Source organism: Amycolatopsis thailandensis, from assembly GCF_042723255.1.
GTDB lineage: Bacteria > Actinomycetota > Actinomycetes > Mycobacteriales > Pseudonocardiaceae > Amycolatopsis > Amycolatopsis thailandensis.
On record NZ_JBHXJK010000106.1, the window covers coordinates 1 to 23863 of the forward strand.

General features: G+C 69.1%; 18 protein-coding genes and 1 riboswitch. Of the genes, 1 reads left to right on the forward strand and 17 read right to left on the reverse strand.

The window, feature by feature from the left end:
* Nucleotides 1–279 precede the first annotated feature (279 nt).
* The 13 genes from ACFWMR_RS31765 to ACFWMR_RS31825 all read right to left on the reverse strand — a co-directional run bounded on the left by ACFWMR_RS31765 (nucleotide 280) and on the right by ACFWMR_RS31825 (nucleotide 16858).
* Nucleotides 280–2238: a transglycosylase domain-containing protein gene (locus tag ACFWMR_RS31765; protein ID WP_378381036.1), complete on the reverse strand. Its 1959-nt coding sequence runs from the start codon at nucleotides 2236–2238 to the stop codon at nucleotides 280–282.
* A gap of 143 nt (nucleotides 2239–2381) precedes the next feature.
* Entirely contained in the window at nucleotides 2382–3104 is a 723-nt protein-coding gene (locus ACFWMR_RS31770) for a FadR/GntR family transcriptional regulator (RefSeq protein WP_378275292.1), read from the reverse strand.
* Between the two features lie 80 nt (nucleotides 3105–3184).
* Nucleotides 3185–4558 (reverse strand): L-serine ammonia-lyase, encoded by a 1374-nt coding sequence (locus tag ACFWMR_RS31775; RefSeq protein WP_093932923.1) that lies wholly within the window; start codon nucleotides 4556–4558, stop codon nucleotides 3185–3187.
* 16 nt (nucleotides 4559–4574) lie between these two features.
* A complete protein-coding gene (gene lipA / locus ACFWMR_RS31780) occupies nucleotides 4575–5576 on the reverse strand; it encodes a lipoyl synthase (RefSeq protein ID WP_378381037.1) in 1002 nt (333 codons plus the stop codon).
* Nucleotides 5573–6841, reverse strand: coding sequence for a serine hydroxymethyltransferase (gene glyA / locus ACFWMR_RS31785; RefSeq protein ID WP_093932921.1), 1269 nt, complete (start codon nucleotides 6839–6841; stop codon nucleotides 5573–5575). The genes lipA and glyA overlap by 4 nt, the downstream gene beginning before the upstream one ends.
* A 1-nt stretch (nucleotide 6842) precedes the next feature.
* The gene (gcvH, locus tag ACFWMR_RS31790) at nucleotides 6843–7220 is read right to left on the reverse strand and encodes a glycine cleavage system protein GcvH (protein ID WP_020630726.1); all 378 of its coding nucleotides are present in this window, start codon (nucleotides 7218–7220) and stop codon (nucleotides 6843–6845) included.
* Nucleotides 7221–7237: 17 nt separating this feature from the next.
* Entirely contained in the window at nucleotides 7238–8329 is a 1092-nt protein-coding gene (gene gcvT, locus ACFWMR_RS31795; protein ID WP_093932920.1) for a glycine cleavage system aminomethyltransferase GcvT, read from the reverse strand.
* An 8-nt stretch (nucleotides 8330–8337) separates the two neighbouring features.
* Nucleotides 8338–11169: an aminomethyl-transferring glycine dehydrogenase gene (gene gcvP, locus ACFWMR_RS31800; RefSeq protein WP_093932919.1), complete on the reverse strand. Its 2832-nt coding sequence runs from the start codon at nucleotides 11167–11169 to the stop codon at nucleotides 8338–8340.
* Nucleotides 11170–11212: 43 nt separating this feature from the next.
* Nucleotides 11213–11317, reverse strand: a riboswitch (glycine riboswitch).
* 400 nt (nucleotides 11318–11717) lie between these two features.
* On the reverse strand, nucleotides 11718–12092 hold the full coding sequence (locus ACFWMR_RS31805; RefSeq protein WP_005160450.1) for a hypothetical protein: 375 nt from the start codon (nucleotides 12090–12092) through the stop codon (nucleotides 11718–11720).
* 578 nt (nucleotides 12093–12670) lie between these two features.
* A complete protein-coding gene (locus ACFWMR_RS31810; protein ID WP_191258314.1) occupies nucleotides 12671–13438 on the reverse strand; it encodes a 3-oxoacyl-ACP reductase in 768 nt (255 codons plus the stop codon).
* Nucleotides 13439–14803: an aldehyde dehydrogenase family protein gene (locus ACFWMR_RS31815; protein WP_378381038.1), complete on the reverse strand. Its 1365-nt coding sequence runs from the start codon at nucleotides 14801–14803 to the stop codon at nucleotides 13439–13441.
* The gene (locus ACFWMR_RS31820) at nucleotides 14800–15513 is read right to left on the reverse strand and encodes a gamma-glutamyl-gamma-aminobutyrate hydrolase family protein (protein WP_378381039.1); all 714 of its coding nucleotides are present in this window, start codon (nucleotides 15511–15513) and stop codon (nucleotides 14800–14802) included. The genes ACFWMR_RS31815 and ACFWMR_RS31820 overlap by 4 nt, the downstream gene beginning before the upstream one ends.
* The gene (locus tag ACFWMR_RS31825; protein ID WP_378381040.1) at nucleotides 15494–16858 is read right to left on the reverse strand and encodes a glutamine synthetase family protein; all 1365 of its coding nucleotides are present in this window, start codon (nucleotides 16856–16858) and stop codon (nucleotides 15494–15496) included. Before ACFWMR_RS31825 ends, ACFWMR_RS31820 begins: the two co-directional genes overlap by 20 nt.
* A 228-nt stretch (nucleotides 16859–17086) precedes the next feature.
* Here ACFWMR_RS31825 and ACFWMR_RS31830 point away from each other — a divergent pair, with 228 nt between their 5' ends.
* Nucleotides 17087–17611: a general stress protein gene (locus tag ACFWMR_RS31830; RefSeq protein WP_093932914.1), complete on the forward strand. Its 525-nt coding sequence runs from the start codon at nucleotides 17087–17089 to the stop codon at nucleotides 17609–17611.
* 81 nt (nucleotides 17612–17692) lie between these two features.
* Here the strand turns inward: ACFWMR_RS31830 and aspS are convergent, their stop codons facing one another.
* From aspS to ACFWMR_RS31850, 4 genes are all read right to left on the reverse strand, one after another.
* The gene (gene aspS, locus ACFWMR_RS31835) at nucleotides 17693–18946 is read right to left on the reverse strand and encodes an aspartate--tRNA(Asn) ligase (protein ID WP_378381041.1); all 1254 of its coding nucleotides are present in this window, start codon (nucleotides 18944–18946) and stop codon (nucleotides 17693–17695) included.
* Between the two features lie 279 nt (nucleotides 18947–19225).
* Complete coding sequence (locus tag ACFWMR_RS31840; RefSeq protein WP_378381042.1) at nucleotides 19226–22039, reverse strand: ATP-binding protein; 2814 nt, start codon at nucleotides 22037–22039, stop codon at nucleotides 19226–19228.
* Between the two features lie 170 nt (nucleotides 22040–22209).
* Entirely contained in the window at nucleotides 22210–23454 is a 1245-nt protein-coding gene (locus tag ACFWMR_RS31845; RefSeq protein WP_378381043.1) for a DUF1700 domain-containing protein, read from the reverse strand.
* A complete protein-coding gene (locus ACFWMR_RS31850; protein ID WP_005160429.1) occupies nucleotides 23451–23774 on the reverse strand; it encodes a PadR family transcriptional regulator in 324 nt (107 codons plus the stop codon). Before ACFWMR_RS31850 ends, ACFWMR_RS31845 begins: the two co-directional genes overlap by 4 nt.
* Nucleotides 23775–23863: the final 89 nt, after the last annotated feature.

Consider the following 23863-nt stretch of genomic DNA (forward strand, 5'->3'; position numbering starts at 1 on the left):
CACCGACTACCTGGTCACATCCTTGCCAGAGGCCCCCCCCTTGGGGCCCTTTACCACCACCACCTTTACGGCCACATTGTGGGCCCCTGGGTCCCTCAAGGAGGCCTTCACGGACTGCAGGGGCCGGCGGAGCCGGTCACGCCTCAAGTGTCCACATGGGACAGATGGTCCAGCCGCAAAGTGTGTCCCTGTGGACAGTCGAGGCCGCGATCGGCTCCCGCGGACCGGGTCAGGCCGCGCCGCGAAGGCCCGACCCGAATCGCCACTCACGAACACCCGTCAGCGTGGGCGGCCCGGTACCGCGGCGGTCTCGGTGGGTGCGGCGGGACCGGCGAGTACCGGCCACCGCGAAGGCAATCCTTGGTGGAAGCCGTTCATGAAGCGCTGCCACATCTCGGCCGGGAGAGTCTTGCCGATCAGCTTCTGCCCGGCGGCGTCCCGCATCCGGCGCGGCTCGTCCGAGCCGACCCAGACCGCCGTCGAAAGCTGCGGCGTGTACCCGACCGCCCAGGCGCCGGCGTTGTCGTCGGTTTCGTTGTACTGGAAGGCGCCGGTCTTCAGCGCGGCCGGGCGATCCTTCAGCCCGGTGGTCAGCACCTGGCTGATCGTGCCCGCGATCCGGCGGCTCAGCGCCTCGTCGCCCTTGAACGCGGGTGCCTTGTCCGACGGGCGTTCCCACACGACTTCGCCGTTCTCGCCCCGGATCTTCGACACCAGATGCGGGGTGGCGCGCATGCCGTCGGCGGCGAAGGTCGCGTAGGCGCCGGCCATGTCGCTGGGACGCAAGGGATACCGGCCGACCGCGATCCCCGGGCCGATCAGGAAGCCGTCCTTCTCGCGCAGGGTCGCCGCGCCGTCGACGGCTTCGGGGATCCCCGCCGCGCGGGCGCCCTCCCGGACGGTTTCCGCGCCGAGCTTCTTCGCCAGCTCGACGAACGGGCCTTGCGCGTCCCGTCCGATCGCCTGGCGCAGCGTGCACTTGCCCGCCTCGCCGCACTGGTCCTGGAACGTGAAGGTTTCGCCGAGGAAATCGACCTTGCCCGGAGGTTTGAGCGGCTCGTCGACGTTGACGCCGCGTTCGAGACCGGCGGCGAGCGTGAACGGGGTGAAGACCGAGCCGGTGCCGTACGGGGTGCCGGCGTAGTCGTGCACGCTCCAGCCGCCGCCGTTGTAGGCGCGGATGGCGCCGGTCCCGGGTTCGACGGCGACCAGCGAGGCGCGGAAGTGCTCCGGCTGCCCCTGCAACCGCTCCTTGACGACCTTCTCGGCGTCGGCCTGGGCACGCGGATCGATGGTCGTCTCGACCTTCATCGCGCCGCCGCGAAGCCGGTCCAGCGGGTAGCCGACCTGTTCCAGCTCGGCGAGCACCTGCTGCTTGAGGTGGTACTGCTCGTAGGTGACTCGTCCGGCGCGGGTCTCCGACGGCGCCTGGATCGCGTCCCCCGGGTAGGTCAGGGTGACCGCTTCGGCCTGGCTGACATAACCCCGCGTGACCAGCTTGTTCATCACGTAGGCCCAGCGTTTCCTGGCGTGCTCGTGGGAGGAGGCGAACGGGTCGTGCACCGACGGCGACTGGATCATGCCGGCGAGGAAGGCGGCCTCGCTCCAGGTCATCGAGTCGTCGAGCTTGCGGCCGAAGTAGGCGTTCATCGCCGAGGCCGGGCCGTAGGTGCCCCGGCCGAACGAGATGATGTTGACGTAACTCTCGAAGATCTCCTTCTTGGTCTGCTGCTGGGTGATCTTCGTGGCGAGCACCAGTTCGGAGAACTTGCGGAGCAGGGTGGCGTCGTCGTTGCCGGTGGACTTCTTGATGTACTGCTGGGTGATCCCCGACCCGCCGCCGACACCGGTCACCAGCGCGCGGCCGACTCCGGTGGGGTCGAAGCCTTCGTTCTCCCAGTAGGTCGGGTCCTCGGTCGCGATGATCGCGTCACGCAGCTTCGCGGGGACGGCGTCGTAGGGCACGAACTGCCGGTCGCCCCCGGTCGGGATCACCTTGAGCAGCTCGGAACCGTCCGCGTTCTGCAAGATGACCGTCTTGTCGAGGTCGGCGAGCACATCCTGCGGACTGCGGACGTCGAGCAGGACGTACGCGACCCCGAACGCGACCACCGGGATGCCGATCAGGAGGCCGAGCGACCAGGCGACGATGCGGCGCCACCTGCGCTTTTTCGGCTTCGGCGCCGGGGTGTCCGTGGGCTCCGACTCGGGTGCGGTCGCGTCATCCGGGTTCTCCACACCGGCTTAGACGCCCGGACGAGTGAAAAGGTTGTGGGAAAATCACCTAATCGTGTCCTCGCCTCTCCGCATTTCGTCCTCTGGATGCGGTAGTTCGTCTCGCCAACTACCGCATCCAGAGGACGAAACGCGAGACGAAGGGATCAGGCGAGGAAGGCGCGAAGCAGCGAAGCGGTGCCTTCGACGTGTTCGGCCATCGCCCGGCGGGCCGCCTCGGAGTCACCCGCGAGGATCGCGTCGACGATGGCCTCGTGCTGGGCGTTGGAGTGCTCCAGGTTCGGCTCCAGCAGCGGGATCATGTCGAGCAGCTGGTTGACCCGCATCCGCGCGTCGGCCATCGCCGTGGTCAGCGAGCCGGACGCGGTGACCTCGGCGATCGCCAGGTGCAGCCGCGAATCCTTGCGCCGGTAGTCGCCGACGTCGGCCGCCGCGGCCTCGGCGAGGGTGCTGGTCAGGTGCTGCCTGTCCGCCGGGCTGAGCGACCGCGACGCCGCCATCTCGGCGGCGCCGGTCTCCAGGACGTGCCGCAGGCCGAGCGCGTCCTCCAGGGTGACGTTGTCGACGCTCCGGCCGTCGGCGGCGGGCGGGTCGGGCAGGACGTCGTTGACGAAGGTGCCGCCGTAGCGCCCGCGCCTCGACTCGACGTAACCGGCGTCGGCCAGCGCGCGGATCGCCTCGCGCAGCGTCACCCGGCTGACCCCGAGCCGCTCGGCCAGCTCGCGTTCAGAGGGCAGCCGCTCTCCCGCGCCCACCACGCCCAGCCGGATCGCCTGGAGCAGCCTTTCGACGGTCTCCTCGAAGGCGTTGCCCGCGCGCACCGGGCGGAACAGCGCGTCACCCGCGTTCGCGACCGTGCTCGACTCCACTCTTCGAGTTTAGGCCGCCCGCGATTCGTCCTCTGGATGCACACGCATGTACCGCATCCAGAGGACTGAACGCGAGGGTGTCAGCACTCGATGACGTTGACGGCCAGGCCGCCGCGCGCGGTCTCCTTGTACTTCACGCTCATGTCGGCGCCGGTCTCGCGCATCGTCTTGATCGCCTTGTCCAGCGTCACGACGTGCGAACCGTCGCCGCGCATCGCCATCCGCGCGGCGTGGATCGCCTTCGACGCGCCGACCGCGTTGCGCTCGATGCACGGGATCTGCACCAGCCCGCCGACCGGGTCGCAGGTCAGCCCCAGGTGGTGTTCGACGCCGATCTCGGCGGCGTTCTCCACCTGCGCGGGCGAACCGCCGAGGACCTCGGTGAGCCCGGCGGCGGCCATCGCGCTGGCCGAACCGACCTCGCCCTGGCAGCCGACCTCGGCGCCCGAGATCGAGCCCGTCTGCTTGAGGATCGAGCCGATCGCGCCCGCGGTGAGCATGAACGTCACGATGCCGTCGTCCGACGAGCCCCGGATGAACCGCTGGTAGTAGTGCAGCACCGCCGGGATGATCCCCGCCGCGCCGTTGGTCGGCGCGGTGACGACGCGGCCACCCGCGGCGTTCTCTTCGTTGACCGCCAGCGCGTACAGGCTCACCCAGTCCATCGCGTACAGCGGATCGCCGACGCCGTCCTCCGCGAGCAGCTTCTCGTGCAAGGCCTTCGCGCGCCGCGGCACCTTCAGGCCGCCCGGCAGGACGCCCTCGTGCTCACAGCCGTTGCGCACGCACTCCACCATGACCTGCCAGATCTCCAGCAGCCCCTCGCGGATCTCCTCGCGTGTGCGCCACGCGAGTTCGTTGCGCAGCATGACCTCGCTGATCGACAGCCCGGTGTCTTCGCAGTGCTTCAGCAGATCCGCGCCGGTGCGGAACGGGAACTCCAGTTTCGTCGAGTCCTCGACGACGACGGTGTCGGTCTCATAGGACTCGTCGCGCACGAAGCCGCCGCCGACCGAGTAGTAGGTGCGCTCGCGCAGCACCTTCCCGTCGGCGTCGAACGCGCGGAAGATCATCCCGTTCGGGTGCGCCGGCAACGACTTCCGCCGGTGCATGGTCAGGTCAGTGTCCTCGGTGAACACGATCTCGTGTTCACCGCGCACCTTCAGCAGGCACGACTCCCGGATCTCCGCGATCTTGCCGGGCACCGTGTCGGTGTCGATCTCCTCCGGACGCTCCCCGGACAGCCCGAGCAGCACGGCCTTGTCGCTGCCGTGCCCGAACCCTGTCGCGCCCAGCGAACCGAAAAGCTCGCTCTGGACCCGTGTCGTGGCGGCGAGGTCGCCGTCGGCGGCCAAACCGTCCACAAAGGTCAGTGCGGCGCGCATCGGGCCCACCGTGTGGGAGCTGGAGGGGCCGATGCCGATCGAAAACAGGTCGAAGACGCTGATCGCCATTGATCTGCCCTCCTTCCTATCTGGCCAGCAGGGAGCTGGCTTCTTGGGCCGCGGGCCCTTCGGCGGCGAGATGGGCCAAGTTCTCCGACAGCGCTTCGCCGCGGTGAGCCTTGGTCTGGGCGAAAAGGCGACCGGCCCGATACGACGAGCGTACGAGCGGCCCGGCCATCACACCAGCGAATCCCATCGCTTCGGCGGCCTTCGAATGCTCGACGAACTCCTCCGGCTTGACCCACCGGTCGACCGGGTGGTGCCGGGGCGAGGGCCGCAGGTACTGGGTGATCGTCAGGATTTCGCAGCCCGCGTCGACCAGGTCCTGCATCGCGGGCGCGACCTCGTCGGGAGTCTCGCCCATGCCGAGGATCAGATTCGACTTCGTCACCAGACCGGCCTCACGAGCCTTCGTGATGACCTCCAGCGACCGCGCATAGCGGAAACCAGGACGGATCCGCTTGAAAATCCGCGGCACCGTCTCCACATTGTGCGCCAAAACCTCCGGCCGCGAACCGAACACCTCGGCCAGCTGATCCGGGTCCGCGTTGAAGTCCGGGATCAGCAACTCGACACCGGTACCCGGGTTCAACGCGTGAATCTGACGGACAGTCTCCGCGTACAGCCACGCACCACCGTCCTCCAGGTCGTCACGCGCGACACCGGTCACCGTCGAATAGCGCAACCCCATGGCCTGCACCGACTCCGCCACCTTGCGGGGCTCGGTCGTGTCCAGCGCCTCGGGCTTGCCCGTGTCGATCTGACAGAAATCACAACGCCGCGTGCACTGATCCCCACCGATCAGGAAGGTCGCCTCACGGTCTTCCCAGCACTCGTAGATGTTGGGACAACCGGCCTCCTCACACACAGTGTGGAGCCCTTCGCGCTTGACCAGGCCCTTCAGCTCGGTGAACTCGGGGCCCATCCGCGCGCGGGTCTTGATCCACGGCGGCTTCTTCTCGATCGGGGTCTGCGCGTTGCGGACTTCCAGCCGGAGAAGTTTGCGCCCCTCGGGGAGCGCGCTCATCGGTTGAGGTCCGCGTACAGCGGGTGCTTCTTGGCCAGCAGCTCGACCCGGGCGGACAGCGACTGGCGCAGGGCCTCGTCGAAGTCCGGGCGCAGCGCCTCGGCGATGATGTCGGCGACCTCGGCGAAGTCCTCGGCACCGAAGCCGCGGGTGGCCAGCGCCGGGGTGCCGATCCGCAGGCCCGAGGTGATCATCGGCGGGCGCGGGTCGAACGGGACGGCGTTGCGGTTGACCGTGATACCGACCGAGTGCAGCCGGTCCTCGGCCTGCTGACCGTCCAAAGTGGAGTTGACCAGGTCGACGAGCACCAGGTGCACGTCGGTGCCGCCGGTCAGCACGCGGACGCCCGCTTCGGAGCAGTCCGTGCGCGAAAGGCGGTCGGCCAGGATCTTCGCGCCTTCGAGCACACGCTGCTGACGCTCGCGGAACTCCTCGCTCGCGGCGATCTTGAGCGCGACGGCCTTGGCGGCGATGACGTGCTCCAGCGGACCGCCCTGCTGGCCGGGGAACACCGCCGAGTTGATCTTCTTGGCGAGCTCCTGACGCGACAGGATGATGCCGCCGCGCGGGCCGCCGAGGGTCTTGTGCGTGGTCGTGGTCACGATGTCGGCGTACGGCACCGGGCTCGGGTGCAGCCCGGCGGCGACGAGACCGGCGAAGTGCGCCATGTCGACCATGACCTTCGCGCCGACCTCGTCGGCGATGCGGCGGAACTCGGCGAAGTCGAGCTGACGCGGGTACGCCGACCAGCCGGCGATGATCAGCTTCGGCTTGTGCTCCTTGGCGAGGCGCTCGATCTCCTCGACGTCGACGATCCCGGTCTCCTTGTCGACGTGGTACGCGACGACGTTGTAGAGCTTGCCGGAGAAGTTGATCTTCATCCCGTGAGTCAGGTGACCGCCGTGGGCGAGGTCGAGACCGAGGATGGTGTCGCCGGGGTTGAGCACCGCGACCATGGCGGCGGCGTTGGCCTGCGCGCCCGAATGCGGCTGGACGTTGGCGTGCTCGGCGCCGAACAGGGCCTTCGCGCGGTCGATCGCCAGCTGCTCGATGACGTCGACGTGCTCGCATCCGCCGTAGTAGCGGCGGCCGGGGTAGCCCTCGGCGTACTTGTTGGTCAGCACCGAGCCCTGCGCTTCGAGCACGCCCACCGGGGCGAAGTTCTCCGAGGCGATCATCTCCAGGGTCGACTGCTGCCGGTCGAGTTCGGCCGCGACGGCGGTGGCGACCTCGGGATCCACGTCGGACAGGGCGGCGTTGAACATCTCAGTTCTCCTGGGTGAGGACGGCGTACGCCTGGGCGTCGAGCAGGGCGGGCACGTCGCCGGACAGACGCACCTTCAGGAGCCATCCTTCGGCGTACGGGTCCGAGTTGATGAGCTCGGGGGTGTCCGTTGTGGCCTCGTTCACCTCGACGACCTCGCCGTCCACAGGTGCGTACAGCTCGCTGACCGACTTGGTCGACTCGACCTCGCCGAACACCTCGCCCGCGGTGACGGTGTCGCCGACCGAGGGGAGCTGGACGAACACGATGTCACCGAGCGACTCGGCGGCGAAGGCGGTGATGCCCACGGTGGCGACGCCGTCGACGACGTTCAGCCACTCGTGTTCCTTCGTGTACTTCAGTTCCTGGGGGATGCTCATGGTCGTTCAAGGGCCTTTCAGGCGCGGGAGTAGAAGGGCAGGGCGACGACCTCGACGGGCTCGATCCGGCCCCGGATGTCGACGGAAAGCTCGGTGCCGGGCTCGGAGTGCTCCCGGTCCACATAGGCCATGGCGATCGGGTAGCCCAGGGTCGGCGACAGGGCACCGCTGGTGACCTCGCCGATCTCGGTCTCGCCGGACAGGACGGTGTAGCCGTGGCGCGGCGCGCGGCGGCCGGCGCCCTTGAGCCCGACACGGACCCGGGGAACGTCCTTCTTGGACAGTTCCTCCAGCGCGGCCTTGCCGACGAAGTCGTTCGGCTTCTCGAACTTGACGACGCGGCCGAGACCGGCCTCGAACGGGCTCAGCTGGAGGCTGAGCTCGTTGCCGTACAACGGCATTCCGGCTTCGAGGCGCAGCGTGTCGCGGCAGGCGAGACCGGCCGGGAGCAGGCCGTGCGGCTCGCCGGCCTCGGTGAGGATGCGCCAGACGGCGGGGGCCTCACCGGCCGGGACGTACAGCTCGAAGCCGTCTTCGCCGGTGTAGCCGGTGCGGGCGAGCAGGACGTCGTGACCCTTCACGACGGCCGGGACGCTCGCGTAGTACTTGAGCGCGCCCAGGTCGGCGTCGGTGACGGCGCCCAGGATCTCGACGGCCTTCGGGCCCTGGACGGCGATCAGCGCGACGTCCTCGGACTTGTTGTCGACGACGGCGTCGAACCCGGAGACCCGCTCGGCCAGCGCCTCCGCGACCACGGCGGCGTTGCCCGCGTTGGCCACGACCAGGAACTTCTCGTCTTCGAGGCGGTAGACGACCAGGTCGTCCAGCACGCCGCCGTTCTCGTCGCAGATCATCGTGTAGCGCGCCCGGCCCGGCTTGACCCCGGACAGGTTGCCGACCAGCGCGAAGTCGAGGGTGTCGGCGGCCTGCGGGCCGGTCACCTCGATCTCGGCCATGTGGGACAGGTCGAACAGGCCCGCGGTCTCGCGGACCGCCTTGTGCTCCGCCAGTTCGCTGCTGTAGCGGATCGGCATCGACCAGCCCGCGAAGTCGGTGAACAACGCACCCAGTCCTTTGTGGACTCCGTGCAGGGACGTCTCTTTCGACATCAAGTGCCTCAGTTCTCGTAGGCGTTGAGCGGCGGGCAGGAGCAGACGAGGTTACGGTCCCCGCGGGCGCCGTCGATGCGACGCACCGGGGGCCAGTACTTGGCCTTGCGGTTCACTCCGGCGGGGTACACGGCCAGTTCGCGGTCATACGGCAGGTCCCAGTCGCCGACCAGGGTTTCCGCGGTGTGCGGGGCGTTGCGCAGCGGGCTGTTGTCCGCGGCCCACTTGCCCTTCGCGACGGCGTCGATCTCCGCGCGGATGGCGATCATCGCCGCGATGAAGCGGTCGATCTCGCCGAGGTCCTCGGATTCGGTCGGCTCGACCATCAGCGTGCCCGCGACCGGGAACGACATGGTCGGGGCGTGGAAACCGTAGTCGATCAGGCGCTTCGCGACGTCGTCGACGCTGACGCCGGTCTCCTTGGTGAGCCCGCGCAGGTCGAGGATGCACTCGTGCGCGACCAGGCCGTCCTGGCCGGTGTAGAGCACCGGGTAGTGCTGGTTGAGGCGCTTGGCCACGTAGTTCGCCGCGAGGACGGCGACCTGGGTCGCGGCGGTGAGCCCGCCGGCGCCCATCATGCGGACGTACGCCCAGGAGATCGGCAGGATCGACGCCGAGCCGTACGGGGCGGCGCTGATCGGGCCGACACCCGTTTCGGGACCGGCCTTCTCCAGCAGCGGGTGGTTCGGCAGGTACGGCGCGAGGTGCGCGCGAACCGCGACCGGGCCGACGCCGGGGCCGCCGCCACCGTGCGGGATGCAGAAGGTCTTGTGCAGGTTCAGGTGCGAGACGTCGCCGCCGAACTCGCCCGGCTTGGCCAGGCCAAGCAGCGCGTTGAGGTTCGCGCCGTCGACGTAGACCTGGCCGCCCGCGTCGTGGACGATCTTGGCCAGCTCGTCGATGCCGTGCTCGTACACGCCGTGCGTGGACGGGTACGTCACCATGATCGCGGACAGGGTGTCGCGGTTGGCGTCGACCTTGGCGCGCAGGTCTTCGAGGTCGACGTTGCCTTCGGCGGTGCACTTGACCACGACGACGCGCATCCCGGCCATGATCGCGGAGGCGGCGTTCGTGCCGTGCGCGGACGACGGGATCAGGCAGACCTCACGCTCGGCCTGGCCGTTGGCGCGGTGGTACGCGCGGATCGCGAGCAGGCCGGCGAGCTCGCCCTGGCTGCCCGCGTTCGGCTGCAGCGACACCTTGTCGTAGCCGGTGACCTCGGCCAGCCAGCCGGCCAGCTGCTCGACCAGCACGTGGTAGCCCTCAGCCTGGTCGGCGGGGGCGAACGGGTGGATGCCCGCGAACTCGCGCCAGCTGATCGGCTCCATCTCGGTGGTGGCGTTGAGCTTCATCGTGCAGGAGCCGAGCGGGATCATGCCGCGGTCGAGCGCGTAGTCGAGGTCCGAAAGGCTCCGCAGGTAGCGCAGCATCGCGGTCTCGGAGCGGTGCGAGTGGAAGACCTCGTGGGTGAGGTAGTCGCTCTGGCGGCCGAGGCCGGTGGGCAGCGCCTGGGTGCCTTCGGCCTGGTTCTCGACGCCGAACGCGTTGAGGACCTTGGCGATGATCGCGGGCGTGGTGACCTCGTCGACGGCGATGCGGACGTGGTCGGCGTCGACGGGACCGAGGTTGATCCCGTTCTCGCGCGCGACCGCGACGACCGCTTCGGCCTGGCCGGGCATGCGGGCGAGGACGGTGTCGAAGAAGCCCTCGTGGACGACCTCGACGCCGCCGGTGCGCAGGGCGTCGGCCAGCCCGGCGGCGAGCTCGTGGACGCGGGTCGCGATGCGCTTGAGGCCGTCCGGACCGTGGTAGACCGCGTACATCGCGGCGAGCACGGCGGGCAGGACCTGCGCGGTGCAGATGTTGGAGGTCGCCTTCTCGCGGCGGATGTGCTGCTCGCGGGTCTGGAGGGCGAGGCGGTACGCGGGGTTGCCGTCGGCGTCGACCGAGACCCCGACGAGGCGGCCCGGCAGCGAGCGCTCCAGCCCGGCGCGGACGGCCATGTACCCGGCGTGCGGCCCGCCGTAACCGAGCGGGACGCCGAAACGCTGGGTCGAGCCGGCGGCGATGTCGGCGCCGAACTCACCCGGCGCGGTGATCAGCGTGAGGGCGAGCAGGTCGGCGGCGACGGTGTACAGCGCGCCGGCGGCCTTCGCGGTCTCGGAGATGGCGGAGTAGAAGCCCGCGCCGCGCAGCACGCCGGAAGCGCCCGGGTACTGGACGACGACGCCGAAGAACTCCTCCGGCAGGCCGGTGAGCAGGTCGCGGACCTCGACCTCGACGCCCATGGCCTCGGCGCGGGTGCGCACGACGGCGATGGTCTGCGGCAGGCACTCGGCGTCGAGGACGACCTTGTTGGACTTCGCCTTCGACGCGCGGCGCATCAGCATGACGGCCTCGGCAACGGCGGTGGACTCGTCGAGCAGGGAGGCGTTCGCGGTGGCGAGACCGGCCAGCTCGGAGACCATGGTCTGGAAGTTGAGGAGGGCTTCGAGACGGCCCTGCGAGATCTCCGGCTGATACGGCGTGTACGCCGTGTACCAGGCCGGGTTCTCCAGCACGTTGCGGCGGATGACCGCCGGGGTGACCGTGTCGTGGAAGCCGAGACCGATCATCTGCGTCATCGGCTTGTTGAGCGCGGCGAGCGCGCGAAGCTCGGCGATGGCGTCCTCTTCGGACGCGGCGGGAGGAAGTTCGAGGTCACGCGTGACGCGGATCGCGGACGGCACCGCGGCCTGCACCAGGGCGTCGAGACTGCCGTAGCCGACCTCGGCGAGCATCTTGGCCTGCTCGGACTCCGAGGGGCCGATGTGCCGGTCGTCGAAGGACGTACTGGTCAAGGGAGCTCCTTTACTCAGGCGCCGGATAGACCGGTGCGCTGGGAACTCCCCCTCTGTCATGGCACCTGAGAGTTTCACCGCCCGTGGACAGGACGGCTTTCACCTTGGGTGAGGCGCACTTGCGCGCCTGCTTTCCAGAGTGGCCTCGCGGAAGCGGTAGTGGGTACCTGAGAGATTCCGGGGAGTTTGCTCCTTCGGTGCCCCACCACGTTCGTGGGGGCTCTCCCGCTCCAGCTCGACGGCCCGATCTGCAGTTGTGCGCACACCGTACCTGGCGTGTTCAGCGCAAGTCTACTTGTAGCCGGGCACGTCACTTGTCCCGCTCGCGCGGACACTCGACGTGCCCGGCGGGACACATGTGACCGAAGCCGGAACTCGCGTGACTGAAGCCGTGACTCGCGTGATGGAAGGCGTGACTCGCGTGATTGGAGACGGAACTCGTGAGTCACGGCTCTGATCACGAGTTCCGGGTCCAAGCACGCGAGTCACGGGCCTGATCACGCGAGTCACGGCTCCAAGCACGCGAGTCACGGGCTTGAGCACGCGAGTTACGCGTTCTCCATCATCATCTCGGCGGTGATGGTGCCGCAGAGCTCGGCGCAGCGCATCATCATGTCGGCGGCCTCGGCCAGTTCGGGGTCGCCGGTCCTGGCGCACTCCTGGGCGCACATGCGCATCATCTGGGAGGCCAGGCCGCACGTCTTCGCGCACATGCGCATCATTTCGAGGTCGGCGATCATGGCCGAGCAGCGCATCATCATGTCGGCGCTCATGCGGGACATGTCGCCGCAGGTCACCATCATCATCCCGAGCTTGGCGCCGCCGACCTCCATGCAGCGCGTCATCATCTCCTCGCACCTGACGTGGCACTCGTTGCACAGGTCGATGCAGTCGCGCATGGCGGTGCTCATCTGCCGAGTCATTCTCGGGGCCTCCTCGGTGGTCCTGGATGCTTCGCGCTCTCAGGACTACAGCGCAGGTCAGCGGGCCGCCATCCCGGCCACCGGGACGAGTGACGGCGACGAAAGTACATGAAGGCCCCCTTCACGTACCTAGGCGCAAGGAAGGGGGCCTTCATGTACTTCGAGGTGGCTCAAGTAGGTGCCTGATTGCGGGGAGGCGGAGAGCCGGGCACGGGCTGAAAGGAGCCTTCACCGCGTGAGACGAGAGGAAAGCGTCTTTCGGACCCCGGGGACCGAGCGCGGCCACCCAGTCCGTGAAGGCCTCCTTCCCTACCTTGAGAGTAGTGAAGGAGGCCTTCACCGACAGAGCGCTCGCCCCAACTACCTCAACGTCACCAAGCGCCACAGCGTTGCCGCGTGAAGGCCCCCTTTCCTCGGCTGAGCCGAGTGAAGGGGGCCTTCACGTACTCGAAGCCGCCCCAGGCCACATCGGTGCTGGTCCGTGAAGGCCTCCTTGAGGGACTCTGGGTCCCTCAAGGAGGCCTTCACGGACTTCGCGACCAGGCAAAACGCATTCAGAGGACGAAATGCGACGGGGGTCAGAGGGGGGTGACGTAGGCGCCCGAGATGCCGCCGTCCACCAGGAACTGCGAAGCGGTGATGAACGAGGCGTCGTCGCTCGCCAGGAAGGCGACGGCGCCCGCGATCTCCTCCGGCTCCGCGAACCGCCCGACCGGCACGTGCACCAGCCGCCGCGCGGCCCGCTCGGGGTCCTTCGCGAACAGTTCCTTCAGCAGCGGCGTGTTCACCGGCCCCGGGCACAGCGCGTTGACCCGGATGTTCTCCCGCGCGAACTGCACGCCCAGCTCACGGCTCATCGCCAGCACCCCGCCCTTGGACGCGGTGTAGGAGATCTGCGACGTCGCCGCGCCCATCACCGCGACGAACGACGCCGTGTTGATGATCGAGCCCTTCCCCTGTCGCTGCATATGCGGCAGCACCGCCTTGCAGCACAGGTACACCGAGGTCAGGTTGACCTTCTGCACCTTCTCCCAGGCGTCGATGCCGGTGGTGAGGATCGAGTCGTCCTCGGGCGGGGAGATGCCGGCGTTGTTGAACGCCACGTCGACCGAGCCGAAGGTGTCCACAGTGGTCTGGAACAGGGCTTCGACCTGGTCGGCGTCGGTGACGTCGGCCTGCACGAACAGGCCGCCGACCTCGTCGGCCGCCGCCTTGCCCGCCTCGGCGGAGATGTCGCCGATGACGACCTTCGCGCCTTCACTCGCCAGCCGCCGAGCGGTGGCGAGACCGATGCCGCTGCTCCCGCCGGTGATGACCGCGACGCGGCCTTCGAAACGCTGCACCATTTATTCCTCCGTGCTGATAAAGACGTTTTTGGTCTCGGTGAAGGCGTCGACAGCGTCCGGCCCGAGCTCACGGCCCAGCCCGGACTGCTTGAACCCGCCGAACGGCGTCCAGTACCGGACGGACGAGTGCGAGTTCACCGAAAGGTTCCCCGCTTCGACGCCGCGCGCGACGCGGAAGGCGCGGCCGACGTCGCGTGTCCAGATCGAGCCGGACAGGCCGTACTCGGTCTGGTTGGCCATGGTGACGGCGTCCGTCTCGTCGGCGAACGGGACCACCGCGACGACCGGGCCGAAGATCTCGTCCGAGGCCAGCGGATGCCGCAGGTCCGGCGGGGTGACGACGGTCGGCGCGAACCAGTATCCGGGGCCGACGGGCGCGTTGCCCCGGAAGGCGACCGGCGCGGAGTCGTCCACATAGGACGACACCTTCGCGTGGTGGCCCGCCGAGATCAGCGGGCCCATCTCGGTCACCTCCAGCCGCGGATCCCCGACGACGACGCCGTTCACCGCGGGTTCCAGCAGCTCCATGAACTTCTCGTACACGCTCGACTGGACCAGGATCAGCGACCGCGCGCAGCAGTCCTGCCCGGCGTTGTCGAACACGCCGTACGGCGCGGTGGCCGCGGCCTTCTCCAGGTCGGCGTCGGCGAAGACGATGTTCGCGTTCTTGCCGCCGAGTTCCAGGGTCACCCGCTTCACCTGCGCGGCGCAGCCCGCCATGATCTGCTTGCCGACCTCGGTGGAGCCGGTGAACACCACCTTCCGCACCGCCGGGTGGTCCACAAACCGTTGTCCCACCACGGATCCCTTGCCGGGAAGGACCTGGAAGACGTCTTCGGGGATCCCGGCCTCGCGGGCGAGCTCGCCGAGCCGGATCGCGGTCAGCGGGGTGAGTTCGGCGGGTTTGAGCACGACGGTGTTCCCGGCGGCGAGCGCGGGCGCGAACCCCCAGCCCGCGATGGGCATCGGGAAGTTCCACGGCACGATCACGCCGACCACGCCGAGCGGCTCGTGGAACGTCATGTTCACGCCACCGGGGACCGGGATCTGCTTGCCGCTCAATCGCTCGGGTGACGCCGAGTAGTACGTCAGCACGTCGCGGACGTTGCCCGCCTCCCAGCGCGCGTTGCCGATCGTGTGCCCCGCGTTGACGACCTCCAGCTGGGCGAGGTTCTCGATGTCGGCGTCGACGGCGTCGGCGAACCGGCGCAGCAGCCGCGCCCGGTCGCCGGGAGCCACCGCGCGCCAGGCGGGGAACGCCGCGTGCGCGCGGGCGATCGCCGCGTCGGTCTCCTCGGCCGAGGTCAGCCCGACCGACCTCACCACCTCCTCGGTGGCGGGGTTGATCACCTCGAACGTGGTCATCCGTTCTCCTTCGCAGCTTTAACCAGCGCTTCGAAAAGCCTGATGTCGTCGGGATTCTGTTCGGGGTGCCATTGGACGCCGAGTACGAAGCCGTCGCCGGGCAGTTCGGCCGCCTCGATGGTCCCGTCGGCGGCCCAGCCCGTCGCGACCAGCCCGTCGCCGAGCCTGTCGATGGCCTGATGGTGGTAACACGGCACCTTGGTCTCGGTGCCGAGGATCGACGCCACCCGGCTGCCCTCGGCAAGGGTCACCGTAGTGGTGCCGAAGGTCGCGGGCGCGGGCTGGTGATCGGCACTGTCCAAAGTGTCCGGCAGGTGCTGGGCGAGTGTCCCGCCGAACGCGACACTGAGCACCTGAAGTCCCCGGCACACCCCGAGCACCGGTTTACGGGCGGACAAGGCGGACCGCAGCAGCCCGAACTCGAACGCGTCCCGGTTCGGCCTCGTGTACGTCGTCGCGTGCTGCTCCTGGCCGTAGCGCGCCGGGTCGACGTCGGCGCCGCCGACGAGCACGAGACCGTCCACGGCGGACACCAGCCGATCGTGCGCGCCGCTCACCGGCGGCAGCAGGACCGGGACCCCGCCCGCCGCGACGATCCCGTCGACGTAGACACGGTGGAGCAGCGCCGCTTCGGTCTCCCACACCAGGAACTTCGCGGGCTCCAGATAAGAGGTGAGCCCGATCAGTGGTTCAGAGCCGTTCGAAGCCACGGATCCTCTCCCAGTCGGTGACGGCGGCGTCGTACGCGGTGAGCTCGACCTTCGCCGCGTTCAGGTAGTGGTCGACGACCTCGTCCCCGAACGCTGTCCTGGCGAGTTCGCTCCGGTCCAGCAAGGCCGCGGACTCGCGCAAGGTCGTCGGCACGGTCGGCTTGTCCGAGCCGTAGGCGTTGCCGTGGAACTCCGGCTCCAGCTTCAGCTCGTTCTCGATGCCGTGCAACCCGGCCGCGATCAGCGCGGCCACCGCGAGATACGGGTTCACGTCGCCGCCGGGGACGCGGTTCTCGGTGCGCAGCGAGTCCCCGTGCCCGACGACGCGCAGCGCGCACGTGCGGTTGTCGGTGCCCCACGCGACGGCCGTCGGCGCGAAGCTCCCGGGGACGAAACGCTTGTAGGAGTTGATGTTCGGCGCGAAGAAATAGGTCAGCTCGCGCAGCCCGGCGAGCTGCCCGGCGAGGAAGTGCTCCATCAGCGGGGAGAACCCGCCGGGACCGTCACCGGCCAGGACGGGCTCGCCCGCGGCCGAGCGCAGGCTGATGTGGATGTGGCAGGAGTTGCCCTCGCGTTCGTTGTACTTCGCCATGAACGTGAGGCTCTTGCCCTCCTGCGCGGCGATCTCCTTGGACCCGGTCTTGTAGACGCTGTGGTTGTCGCAGGTGGTCAGCGCGTCGGCGTAGCGGAACGCGATCTCGTGCTGGCCGGGGTTGCACTCGCCCTTGGCCGACTCGACGTACAGCCCGGCGCCGCCCATGTCGTTGCGGATCCGGCGCAGCAGCGGCTCGATCCGCGAGGTGCCGAGCATCGAGTAGTCGACGTTGTACTGGTTGGCCGGGCGCAGGTCCTGGTACCGCTTGTCCCAGGCCGACTCGAAGGTGTCGTCGAAGACGATGAACTCCAGCTCGGTGCCGACGAAGGCGGCGAGACCGCGCGCGGCCAGCCTGTCGAGTTGTCCGCGAAGGATCTGGCGGGGCGAAGGGGCGACGGCTCCGCCCTGCACCCGTTCGAGGTCGGCGAGGACGAGCGCGGTGCCCTCCTGCCACGGGAGCAGGCGCAGCGTGTCGAAGTCCGGGCGCATGACGAAGTCGCCGTAACCGGTTTCCCAGGACGACATCGCGTAGCCGTCCACGGTGTTCATGTCGACGTCGACGGCGAGCAGGTAGTTGCACGCTTCGGTGGCGTGCTCGACGACCTCGTTGAGGAAGTATTCGGCGGCGCAGCGCTTGCCCTGAAGCCTGCCCTGCATGTCGGTGATCGCCACCAGCACCGTGTCGACGGTGCCGTCCTCGACCAGTTCCCGGAGCCGATCCAGCGTGAGCATCCCGCGCCTGTTCGCCATCAGCCTCACCTAAAGGTTCGAAGCGGTACCTTTGCGGGTTCTTCCTACCGGGTCGACCCGACGTGGTCAACTCGACCAATGGTCTGGTTCGTTATCCATTTCGGACCGTAGCCGGTCCCTGGGCGGATTGTCTGTGATGCCCGGCTGAGAAGATGCTGTGAATCCCGCCGCATCGGGAGGAGATCCGCGCATCCGGGACGTTGTACGGATCAAGAGAGGTGAGAAGGAATGACACAGGCATTCACGCAGCAGACCACGTTCACCGAGCCCCAGGGGCGGGCTCAGCTCCCGACGCTGCCCAGCGGGTGGCCGATCGGCTCCTACGAGTCGTACTCCGAAGCGCAGCGTGCGGTCGACCACCTCGCGGGAACGGACTTCCCGATCACCGACGTCACCATCGTCGGTGTCGAACCGATCCTCGTCGAGCGGATCGCCGGGCGCATGGGCTGGAGCAAGGTGCTCACCAGCTCGGCGCTGTCGGGCGCGATGTTCGGTGTGTTCCTCGGCCTCGTGCTGAGCCTGCTGAACCCGGGCGCCGGACTGGTGCCGATCCTCGTCGGCCTCGTCGGCGGTATCGGGTTCAACCTGCTGTTCGGCGCGCTGGGATATGCGTCGTCGAAGAACAAGCGCGGGTTCATCTCGCAGAGCCAGCTGGTCGCCCGGCGCTACGACGTCCTGGCCCAGCCGCGCAACGCCGAGAAGGGCCGCGCCCTGCTGGCCGACCTGGCCGCCAGGAGCGCGTTCAACCACTGACGCGGTTCCGCTGGGGCCGATGTGTCATGAAAGGGTCGTTCAGGACGAAAAATGTCCTGAACGACCCTTTCATGACATCCGCTAGGGGGTCAGGCGGTGCAGGTCACGCGGGAAAAGCGTCGCCTGCCGGACGTTCGGCAGCCCGAGCAGCCGGGCCGTCCACCGTTCGAGACCGAGCGCGAACCCGCCGTGCGGCGGCATCCCGTGCGCGAACACCGACAGGTAGTCCCGGTACGGCTCGGCGGACTCCCCGCGAGCGGCCAGCGCGGCGACGTAGTCCGCGTGCCGGTGCAGCCGCTGGCCCCCGGTCACCAGCTCCAGCCCGCGGAAGAGCAGGTCGAAGCTGTTGGAGTACTCGGGCCGCTCCGGGTCCGGATGCGTGTAGAACGGCCGCTTCGCCATCGGATAGCCGGTGACGAACAGGAATTCCGAGCCGTGTTCGCGCAAGCCCCAGTCCGAAAGCAGCCGCTCGTGCGCGGGCGCGAGGTCGGGCTCACCGCGCGGGTCCTCGCCGGACAGCCGCGCGATCAGCTCCTGAGCCGCCGCGAAGTGGATCTCCGGAATCTCCCGGGGCACCATGACCCCGGTCGCCGGGACGGCGGCGGCCATTCCCGCGATCGCTTCCCTCAGGACCGCCATCACGTCGTGGTGGTCGTCGATGAAGCCGAGTTCGGCGTCGAGGCTGGTGTACTGCGCGAGATGCCGCGCGGTGTCGTGCGGTTCGGCGCGGAACACCGGGCCGACCTCGTAGACCCGCTCGAACACCCCGGTCAGCGCTTGCTTGTAGAACTGCGGGGACTGCGCCAGGAAGGCCCGCTTCCCGAAGTAGTCGATGCCGAAGACGTTCGCGCCGGATTCGGTGGCCGACGAGACGATCTTGGGCGTATGGGTTTCGGTGAATCCGAGGCCGTCGAGCGCCGACCGGAACCCGGCGACGCTCGCCGCCGCGACCGTGAACGCCTCCTTCAGCCGCGGATGCCGCAGCGCGACGGCGGCGTTGTCCAGCACCGTGGGCAAAGTGGCCTGCACCGTGGGCCGGTAGAGGTCGAACGGCGGCGGCTCGGCGGGTTCGGACAGCAGCCCGACCGACGGCCCGGTGAGTTCCAGGCCGCCCGGCGCCTGCGGATTGACGGTGACGAGGCCTTCGACCTCGACCACGGTCTCCTCCGGCGGGCCACCGGGTTCGGTGAGAACGACCTGGGCGAGCCCGGTTCGGTCCCGGATCACCAGGAAGGTGACGGATTTCAAGCGGCGCCGGCGATGCACCCAGCCGGCGACGCGGACATGGCCGCCGACGTGCCGGGGCAGGTCGGCGACGAGGACACGCGAGATCATCACAACTCCTGTACGGATATGCGCGACCCCTTGGGAGTGCGGGCGAGAAGGGAACTCGCGGTACCACCGCACTTTCGCCGCCGCCCTGGACGAGCGGCGGCCTCGAAGGCCCGGTGACGAGGGCCGGACGGCGGGGCATGGGGCGCGGACGCCGTTCCTCCCCGCACTCGGGAGGGTCTTCACCGAAGGGCGCGAGGCCGCTTTCCCAGCTACCGGCGGCTCTCTGGGTCTCGCGTGCTCCCTTGGCTACTCGTCTCCGTCGACGCGTTGCCGGGAAGGCTACGTCCTCCGGCGCCGTTCCCGCATCCGGAATTCGGCGCGCGCCAGCCCTCGCCGTCCGGCGATGCCGAGTTTCGTGTAGATCCGCCGGAGGTGGTTCTCGACCGCTTTCGGGGTGACGAACAGTTCCTGGGCGATCTCGCGGTTCGCACGACCGGACGCCGCCAGATCCGCGACCCGCCGCTCGCTCGCCGTCAGCGACGACGGATCGGCGAAGACCGTCCGCCGGGGCCGGTCCCCCAAGGCTTCCAGCGCCGCGACGGCGCGGGTGCGCAGCACGGCCGAGCCGCATTCGGCGGCCAGTTCGATCCCGCGGTTGAGCGGGGCGCGCGCGTCCGTGCCCCGCGTCGCCTCGCCGAGGTCGACCAGCGAACGCGCGAGATGCAGCCGGGCGGGCGACCGCTCCAGTACCCCGACCGACTCGGTCAGCAGGTCCAGCCGCCGGTCGCCGTCGGCGTGCGCGAGCAACCGCAGCGCCGCGCCGATCTCCGTCGTGGTCCCCCACTTCCGCGCGATGATCACCTGCTCCTCGGCCAGCTGCAGCGCGTGGTCCGACTCGCCGAGCTGCAGCGCGGCGCGCACCGCCGGGACCCGCCACGGAATGGTCGGCGGGTCGACGCCGACGGCGCGCATCTCGTCGCGCTGCAAGAACGCCTGTGTCCTGGCGAGCACGGGATTCCCGACGGCGAGCGCGATCAGCGCGCGGGGTTCGTGCAGCCACATCGTCGGCATCATGCTCGGGCCGTCGCCGTGATCGCCGTCGAACCGCGCCAGCACCTCGGCGGCGCCTTCGAGATCGCCCCGTTCCAAGGCGGCGTAGGAGAGGAAATGCGTCGCCGTCGCCCGCATCGCGATCACCTGCGGCGACGGCTCTTCGGCGCCGATGGCGGCGAGCGCCCCCTCGGCTTCGGCCTCCATGACGCTCAAATCGCCGAGCCGCCAGTCGAGGAACAGCGCCGCGTTGGCGACCATCGCGAACTCGACGGGCGAGCCGTGCTCCCGTACCCGTTGCCGCGCGCGTTCGATCTCCCATCCGGCTTCGTCGATCCCGTCGGCGGAGATCAGCGCGAGCATCGCGACCACCCAGCCGACCATCACGTCGATGCTCCCGGTGGCGTCTTCGAAGTAGGCGCCGTTGGCCAGCGCGCGGCTGGCGGTCGCGGCGACCTCGTCCGCGGGCCGGACCTCGTAGCGCCCCATCTGCGCGAGCAGGCCGAGCAGGGTGCGCTCGTCGGGGGTGCCGCCGCTCAAGCTCGCATACGCGCTGAGGTGGTCGGAGGCCGTCCGCCGATGGTGCGGCAGGAACGAGCGGATCACCGCGAGCCGTGCCTCCAGATGCATCCGGCCGGGATCGCGCGGGCCGCCGGGCCGGGCGGCGATCGCCTCGCGGAGTTCGGTGACGGCGGCTTCGGGCCCGTCGACGACCGTCGTGGCCGACGCGGCGGCCGCGACGAGTTCGGCGTCGGGAACCCCGTCCGCGGCCACCAGGAGCTGTCGCCGCGCTTCGACGGCCTCGCCCGTGCGGAGCAGCGCGTGGCCGAGTTCGGCCCGCAACGCGGCGTCGTCCGGACTCTCCTCGACGGCCCGGCGCAGATGCGCGGCGGCCGTTCTCGGGTCACCCGCCGAAAGCAGCGAGGCCGCGGCCTCGCGCAGGATCCCGGCCGAGCCGGGGAGGGTGCCTCTCGGCGCCTGCGCGAGATGAGCGGCGACCCGGTCGGCCGGGGCTTTCGCCGCGCACAACGCCTTCGCGGCGCCACCGTGCAGCGCCGCACGGGCGATCGGCCCCAGGCCGGTGAGAACCGCCTCCCGCACGACGGGATGGACGAAGACGAGATGGTCGCCGTCGGCGGTCAGCACGTGGGCCGAGATCAGCGCTTCGGCGGCGGCCGAAAGCCCGGCGACGTCCAGCTTCGCCAAGGCTCCGGCCTGCCACGGATCGCCGCCGGTGCCCAGGATCGCGATCGCCCCGGCGAGCGAGACGGCGTCGTCGGGCAGCCTGCCCAGCACCGTGCGGAAAACCGCGCTGGGGCCCAGTTTTTCGATCTCGGTCGCGGTCGCGCCGGTGTCCAGCGGCAGTCCGAGCGCGTCGAGTTCGTCGACGAGAACCCTGGCCAGAAAAGGATTTCCGCCGCTGGCCTCGTGCAGCGAAGTGACCACGGCCCAGGCCGGGAGCACCCCGCGGGCGGCCATGAGTTCGGCGAGCGCTTCGGGCGAAAGCGCCTTCGGCAGCACGCGTTCCGCTTGTCGCGAGAGGCTCAGAAGGACCAGCGGCCCGGTGTTCCCGGTGGGCGGGCGGGTGGCCACGACGAGCACGATCGGCAGATCGGCGATCCGGCGGGAGAGGTAGACGAGGAATCGCAGCGACGACGGGTCCGCCCAATGCGCGTCGTCGACCGTCATCAGCAACGGCCGGACCGAGGAGAAGTCGACCGCGACCCACCACAACGCGTGCAGTGTCCTGGCCAGTTCGGCTTCGCTCGGATCGCCGGCCGCGGCGTCGAGCGCCCGGAGCGCGGCGACGGCCGGGCCGTCGAGGTTTTCCCTGTCGTGGCGGGAAATCGAAGGCTCGACCAGCTGACGGACGACGCCCCAGGCCATCGCTCCTTCGAGCGCGTCACCGAAAGCGCGCACCCTGCCGAACCCACGGCCTTTCGCCAGCGCGTGGGTCTCTTGAAGCAGCCGGGTCTTGCCGATCCCGGCCCGGCCTTCGATGACCACAACCCGGCCTTCGCCCGCCGTGGCGGAATCGAGTGCCGCTTCGATCCTCCCGAGTTCGCGCTCGCGTTCGAGAGTCGGCTCGTCGCGGTGACGCATTCGAAAAGAGTAGCGGCCATGACCTGGACCGATAGTGCTCCGCCAGGTCACAAAAGGGAAATGCCGCGAAAGCCACTTTCTCGATCCCCGATGTCTTCGAAAGTGACTTTCGCGGCTATCCCCCGAATCGGGCGAAGGCGGCCCCCGACGTCCGCCCCCGCCCGGACCACCTAGCGCGTCGGCTGGGTGGAGCCCGACGGCGGCGTCACGGAAGACGGCGGCGCCTGGGGTGTCGCGGAAGGCGGCACCGGGGCGCCCTTCGGGATCGCCGCGCTGAACGGGATGTCGGCCCTTTCCTCGCAGTAGCCGCGGGAACCGTTGTAACCGTTACGACTTCCCTGACCGTCCTGGACACCTCGCTCGACGAGCGGGCGCGGATAGCGGTTGTCGTCGCCGACCCGCCGCTTCTCGCCCGTGCTCTTCTCGCAAGCGTACCTGGTCGTGCTGAGCGGACGGCCGTTTTCGTCGTAGAGATAGATCTCCGTCAGCGGCTTGCCTTCGGCGTCGAACGCGTAGATGTTCTCCACGTCCTGGCTGCCGTACATCAACTGCGGGTTGCCGTAGTTGTCGTTGTAGTTCGGCGTGTAGCCGCTGTTGTAGGAACTGCCGCCGTAGGACCGTTTCGCGATCAGGTCGACGGCCGCGCCCGCCCCGCCGAGCATGCTGCCGATGACGAACGCCGAGATCGGCACGGCCAGCCACAGCAGCCGCCGGTCGGTCTTCAGCTTCGGTCCCGCCCAGACCACCGCGACGGCCGCCAGCAACATCAACGGCAGCAACAGGACCGCCTCGGTGTCCCGAAGCATGAGCAGCAGGCCGAACACGACCAGCACCGCCGCGCACAGCACCCACCACGCGGGCTTGAGCGCCCGGAAGTAGGTCAGTCCCTTGCCGTTCCTGTTGCTCTGGAACGACTTGACGATCTCGCGGAGCTTGACCACCTCGGGCAGTTCCGTGATCGGGGCGACGCCCCGGCGGACCACGTAGGCGACGCTGATGGCGAGTACGGGAGCGATGAAAAGCAGGCCCAGCAACGGTTCCACCCGGACCCACACCGCGGCCGCGAAGCCGAACAGCGCGAACCCGCCCATGGAGAACACCAGTCCCCAGAACGCGAACCGCGCTCCGCCGATCCCGGTCTTCACCTTCAGGAGAGAAGTCTTGTCGCCCGAATCGGCTGGGCGCGGCGGATAGCCACCGGACGCGCGCAATTCGGCGGCGTAGCCTTCGGGGCTGCCCAGCCGCTCGATCAAGGCGTCGACCTTGGGATTGTCCCCCAGTTCCGCCTCCATTTCGGCGAGATGGGGCCGGACGTCTTCGAGGATCTCCTCGACTTCGCTCTCGGGCAGGTCGGCGAGCGCGCTCCTGACCCTCGCCAGATACACCCGCACGGCGGTCGGATTCTGCGTGCTCATGCTGCCTCTCCCAACAGGCTGTTCATTGTCGTGGCGAAAGTCCGCCAGGTCTGCCCCGACTCTTCGAGGCGCTGACGACCCGGCTCGTTGAGGCTGTAGTACTTGCGGTGCGGGCCTTCTTCGCTCGGCACCACGTACGACGTCAGCAGGCCGGCCTTGTACAGCCGCCGGAGCGTCCCGTACACCGAAGCGTCGCCGACCTCCTGCAACCCCGCGACCCGGAGTCTTCGGAGCACGTCATAGCCGTAGCCGTCCTCCCCGCGAAGCACCGCGAGAACGGCGAGGTCCAGCACGCCTTTAAGTAGCTGACTGATCTCCACAGTCGCGTCCCTCCCAGTCTTACGCAACAGAAGGTACCACGCATTGCACAGTAGTGCGCACGGCGGAAGCCACTTGCGCCCGACCGATG